At 40.7% G+C, this 459-nt stretch carries 1 protein-coding gene; it reads right to left on the reverse strand.

Annotated features, from left to right (window positions below):
- Window positions 1-431: hypothetical protein (locus ABT58_RS23185; RefSeq protein ID WP_047876784.1), on the reverse strand; the 431-nt coding region annotated here is incomplete at its 3' end.
- Window positions 432-459 lie beyond the last annotated feature (28 nt).

Below are 459 nucleotides of genomic sequence, written 5' to 3' on the forward strand. Positions count from 1 at the left end.
GCAGCTTTTAGCGCGGCAATACCTTTAACGTCATTTGGATTTAGTGGGTTAGGACGGATTTTATTTACAGTTTCTAACAGTCCCATAGCGTTCATAATGACAGATTGACCGCGATAGAATGGGGTATCTTTCTGATACCATTTCGTTGCTACGGTTGCTTTGTAGTACAAGGCAGCGTTGATAACGTTATGTAAATCAATATATTCATCGTGCGAACCAATAGCTTTGAAAATTAGTGGGTTGATGTCGTTCAACACTTCTTCGATGGAATCTTCATCGCAGCCAGTGATCTTCTGTACTTGTTCAGAAGTCAGGTCAAATACTTTGAAAATTTCAGCGTATGCTTCAAGCGTTCCCTCGGTATCACAATATTCAAGTGCCATCGTTTTAAAGTTCATAAGTGATAGCAGACGCAGGGTTTGAAAATACATTGTGCCGACACTTGGGCTGAATTGGTCT

The sequence above is a fragment of the Photobacterium aphoticum genome (genome assembly GCF_001029435.1).
Classification (GTDB): domain Bacteria; phylum Pseudomonadota; class Gammaproteobacteria; order Enterobacterales; family Vibrionaceae; genus Photobacterium; species Photobacterium aphoticum.